The following is a 4368-nucleotide window of genomic DNA, read 5'->3' on the forward strand; positions in this document are numbered from 1 at the left end:
CCCTGCGCGACCTGCTGCTGCCCGTCCCGGCCGGCTACGAACTCGGCCCGGACCAGGGCGGCTACGGCAACGACAACGAGTACGGCACCGGGCAGCTGGCCGACGAGCTGGAGGCCGACCTCCAGGAGATCCCCAAGGACAAGCGCGAGAAGCTCCGCTCCTACTGGGAGGGCCTGCACATCAAGGGCACCGGCGTACGGACCTACCGCAGCAGCGGGGACGACCTGGTGATCGGGCTCCGGCTGCGCCAGTTCAACCAGCAGGAGGTGCAGAAGATCAACGAGTACACCGCGGTGTTCACCGGCGACACCGGCATCTTCCGCGTCGGCCCGCAGATCCCCGGCCACCCCGAGGCGCACTGCTACCTGATGCCGGCGCCGCCGTCCGCGCCGATCGACCACCTGGAGTGCTCGGCCGCCGAGGGCGACCTCCTGGTGGTCATGGAGACCGAGGGCGTGGCACCGCTGCCCAAGGACAAGATCGTCGCTCTCTTCACCCTGCAGCTCGACCGCCTCGCCCTTCCGGGAGCGTCCGCATGACCGACCAGCCCGCCGCGCCGCAGTCCGTGCCGGACCCGACCGCCCCGGCCCCCGCCTCCGCCGAGGCCCCGGCTCCCGCCGCGACCCCGGCAGCCCCCGAGGCGCCGGAGGCCGGCGAGGCCCCCGAGGCCGCGCAGACCCCCGGAACCCAGGAGCCCCTGGAAACCCAGGAGCCCCTGGAAACCCCTGAGGAGCAGGCCGCTCGGCGCAACCGCCGCCGCAAGGCCGCCGTGCGCTGGAGCTGCGCCGTCCTGGTGTTCGCCCTCGCCGGCACCGGCGCCGCGATGGCCGTCACCACCCCCGAGCGCACCGACATCCCGGGCCTGGCCACCGCGAACGACGGCCGCTACACCTTCCCGCCCCTGACCCTGCCGCCCCTGCCCTCGGGCAAGGCCGCGCCGGACGCCAAGGGCAAGGTGCTGCACTACGCGGACCTGCGCTACCTGCTGCTGCCCGCTCCCAAGGAGGCCGGCGGCTCCCTGACCGCGCCGGTCTTCCCGGTGCCCACCGCGACCCCCTCGGCGTCCTCCTCCGCCACGTCCTCCGCCGAACCCTCGGCGAGCGCGAGCCCGACCACCCCCACGGCCTCCGCCGCCCCCTCCGCGCCCGCCGGGACGGCCCTCGCCTCCTGGGTCCCCTGCGACGCGATCGCCGCCGAGCAGAGGGACCCGGCCAAGCTGCGCGTGCTGCTCCTGCAGAACGCGTGCCGGGCGGCCACCGTCCGGGAGTGGACGGCCTCCGACGGCACCCGCACCCAGATCCGGCTGCTGCGCTTCGGCTCCACGGCCGAGGCCTGGAACACCTTCTCCAGCCCGCGCACGGACATCCCGGCCAAGGCCGCGCCCGACGCGAAGACCGCCCCGCACGGCGACTGGGACACCGTCGACGGCGTCGACGTGACGCTCAAGGAGTCCCCGGCGACCGCCGGCCAGGGGGTGCCGACCACCCGCCTGGCGTACCTGTCCGCCTCCGACGTGGTGGCCGTGGTCACCATGACCAACACCCAGGGCGTCCCCGCCGCGGCCTTCCGCCAGGTCGTCACCCTCCAGTCCGACCTGCTCGCCTGACCGCTCCTCGGGCCCCGGGCCTCGCCCTTCCCCCCTCACGCCCGCCCGTCGGCCACCCGGCCGACGGGCGGTCGCGTCACCGGGCCCTGGGGGAAGGGCACTTCGCTTCCGCCGCGCCTGCCGGATAGAGACGAAACGGTGACAAATCCGCGATGGATCCCTTGCCGATTCCCCGGCCCCCGGGGCTACGATCATCGGCGCCCGTGGACAACACACCACACCATCGGGCCATCAGACATGGGGGATCGGCAGATGAGCACACCGGGACCGGGCGGATTCGCGGTCAACCACGACGCGTTGGACAAGGCGCACGGCACGCTGGTCAACCTGGCCCACGACTGCCCCACCGCCGGCGCGGTCGCGAACGACGCGACCGGGACGGCCGTCACCGCGCTCAAGGGCTGGACCAGCGCCGGGGCACTGAAGGACTCGCTGGACGAGTGGCACCAGCAGGTCCAGCAGCTGACCGGCCGGCTGAACGCCAACGCCGCCGCGATGCAGGGGACTTCGTTCAACTACCGCAACACCAACCTGTCCATCGCCCAGTCCCTCCAGGTGCAGTGACCATGCTCGGATACGAGGACGTACTCGACGCCAACCCCGACGCCCTGTCCGCCGCCGCCACCCAGTGGCGCGCGATGGCCGCGCGCTTCCACACCATGCAGACCACCATGGAGCAGGACGTGCTGGGCGGGACCGGCGCCGGCCCCGGGACCGGCGAGTGGTGGACCGGCACCACCGCCAGCCTGGCCAACGCCCAACTCCTCGCCACCAAGGGCCAGATCGTCGACGCCCAGACCGAGGCCAACGCGATGGCCTCGCTGCTCGACGAGGCGCACACCGACTTCGCCGCGGCCCAGAAGCAGACCCGCGACGCCGCCGACGGCGCGGTCAAGGACGGCTTCAAGGTCACCGGCACCGGCACCGCCGTGTTCGACGAGAGCACGCTCGACCCGGCGACCCGCCAGGCGCTGCACCACGACCCCGAGGCCCGGCAGTCGTACGAGGACGCCGCCGACAAGTGGACCAAGGCGATAGCCGCCGGCGTCCAGGCCGCCACCCGCGCCGACGAGCGCATCGCCGCGGCCCTGCGCAGCGCCTCCAAGGCCGACAACCTGCTGGACACCACCTTCAACGGCAAGGCGGTGGGCGGCGGGGACGCCGGCGACGCGCAGCAGGCCTACGACCTGGCCACCAACCTGGACAGCCTCGACCCCGGCCAGCTCTCGCAGCTGCAGGACCTGATGAAGGACAAGGCGGACCACCCCGGGTTCTCCCAGGCGCTGCTCGACAAGCTCGGCCCGGACGGCATGATCAAGCTGGCCCAGAAGCTGGGCAGCCCGAGCGACGACAAGAAGGCCGCCTACACCGACCTGCAGGGCGGCCTCACCCATGCCCTGGCCTCCGCCACCCAGGACACCAACACCGACTTCTATCGCCGCTGGCGCCAGGGCGTGAAGGACGCCGGCTACCACAACTACGGATCCAACACGGACCCGGTGTACGGGTACCAGGTCCTCACCACCCTGATGACCAAGGGCGACGGCAAGTACTCCGCCCCGATGCTCGCCGACCTGGCCGACGACATCACCGAGACGGAGAAGAAGCACCCCGACGCGTGGAGCTACAAGGCCGGCCACAGCGGTGACCCGCTGGGCGCCGACCCGCTGGACAACGTGCTGTCCGTCATGGGCCGCGAGCCGGATGCGGCCACCGCCTACCTGGACCCGAACTCGGGCGGCGGCAACCAGCACCTGCACTACCTGCTCAAGGACCGCAAGTGGCCGGACGGTTGGATCGCCAACCCCTACGCCGGCGTGGTCAAGGCCCCGGACCCGCTGTCCCAGAGCGGTCTGGGCGCGGCGCTGGAGGCCGCGACCACCGGCCAGCCGGCCGGCGCCCCGCACACCGGGCAGCACACCGAGGCGCAGGCCCGGATCATGCACGACACCATCACCACCCTGGACGAGGGCCAGGGCGGCAACAAGATCAAGGACACCCTGCGCCAGCCGCTGGCCAACGCCCTGGCGGACTACACCAACGACACCCACGAGATCTTCAACGGCCGCAACTCCCAGTACACGGACCACGGCAGCTCGGTGTGGACCGACGGCAACGGCACGGTGCACATGGGCGTCGGCGAGGACAGCCTGGTGCGCGTCATGCGCGGCCTGTCCGACAACCCCGACGCCTATGCCACCCTGCACAAGGCCGAGAGCGCGAAGATCGCCCAGGAGCTGTCCTCGATCGGGCCCAACCCCTCGCAGAACGACATCCAGGACGTGATGAACAAGGGCGCCGCGAGCCTGGGCGTCTACGACGCGATCCGCGCGGACGTCGCGATGGGCCAGCGCGACGACGCCAACCTCCAGGCCGACTGGAAGGCCAAGGTCGCGTACCACGTCATCGGCGCGCCGCCGACCCTCATCCCGTGGGTCGGCGACAGCGCCCAGCGCCTGGTCGACACCTGGGCCTGGGAGTGGGACAACCAGATGAAGGACCACAACAACAGCGTCGCCAACGCCCAGATCTCCGACACCTACCTGGACGCCAACAACGAGATGACCCACCTGGTCAGCGGCTGGGCCAAGGACCGCGGCATGGACCCGGACAGCAGCATGATCCACGTCGTGGAGGACGCCTCACACGACCGCCGCTCCACCAGTGCCACCACCGCCGGCCACTTCCTCGGCCGCGGCAACGCCTGACCCGCACCCCGACCGGCCGGCGCCGCCCCGACCCGCCGCGGCCGCCGGCACCCC

General features: G+C 72.3%; 3 protein-coding genes and 1 pseudogene. All 4 read left to right on the forward strand.

Annotated elements, in window-relative coordinates; genetic code table 11:
* Positions 1 to 539: pseudogene (locus ACFQ87_RS42950) on the forward strand (hypothetical protein); the annotation flags it as partial.
* Positions 536 to 1606, forward strand: coding sequence for a hypothetical protein (locus tag ACFQ87_RS42955; RefSeq protein WP_380616431.1), 1071 nt, complete (start codon positions 536 to 538; stop codon positions 1604 to 1606). The pseudogene ACFQ87_RS42950 and the gene ACFQ87_RS42955, both read left to right, overlap by 4 nt.
* Before the next feature lie 252 nt (positions 1607 to 1858).
* Entirely contained in the window at positions 1859 to 2170 is a 312-nt protein-coding gene (locus ACFQ87_RS42960) for a hypothetical protein (RefSeq protein WP_380616433.1), read from the forward strand.
* Between the two features lie 2 nt (positions 2171 to 2172).
* The gene (locus ACFQ87_RS42965) at positions 2173 to 4314 is read left to right on the forward strand and encodes a hypothetical protein (RefSeq protein WP_380616435.1); all 2142 of its coding nucleotides are present in this window, start codon (positions 2173 to 2175) and stop codon (positions 4312 to 4314) included.
* The last annotated feature ends 54 nt before the right edge of the window (positions 4315 to 4368 follow it).

The sequence above is a fragment of the Kitasatospora sp. NPDC056531 genome, assembly GCF_042794375.1.
In the GTDB taxonomy this organism is placed as follows: domain Bacteria; phylum Actinomycetota; class Actinomycetes; order Streptomycetales; family Streptomycetaceae; genus Kitasatospora.

Coding starts and splice junctions, on each gene's coding strand:
- ACFQ87_RS42955 (WP_380616431.1), top strand. CDS start 536: ATGACCGACCAGCCCGCCGCGCCGCAGTCCGTGCCGGACCCGACCGCC.
- ACFQ87_RS42960 (WP_380616433.1), top strand. CDS start 1,859: ATGAGCACACCGGGACCGGGCGGATTCGCGGTCAACCACGACGCGTTG.
- ACFQ87_RS42965 (WP_380616435.1), top strand. CDS start 2,173: ATGCTCGGATACGAGGACGTACTCGACGCCAACCCCGACGCCCTGTCC.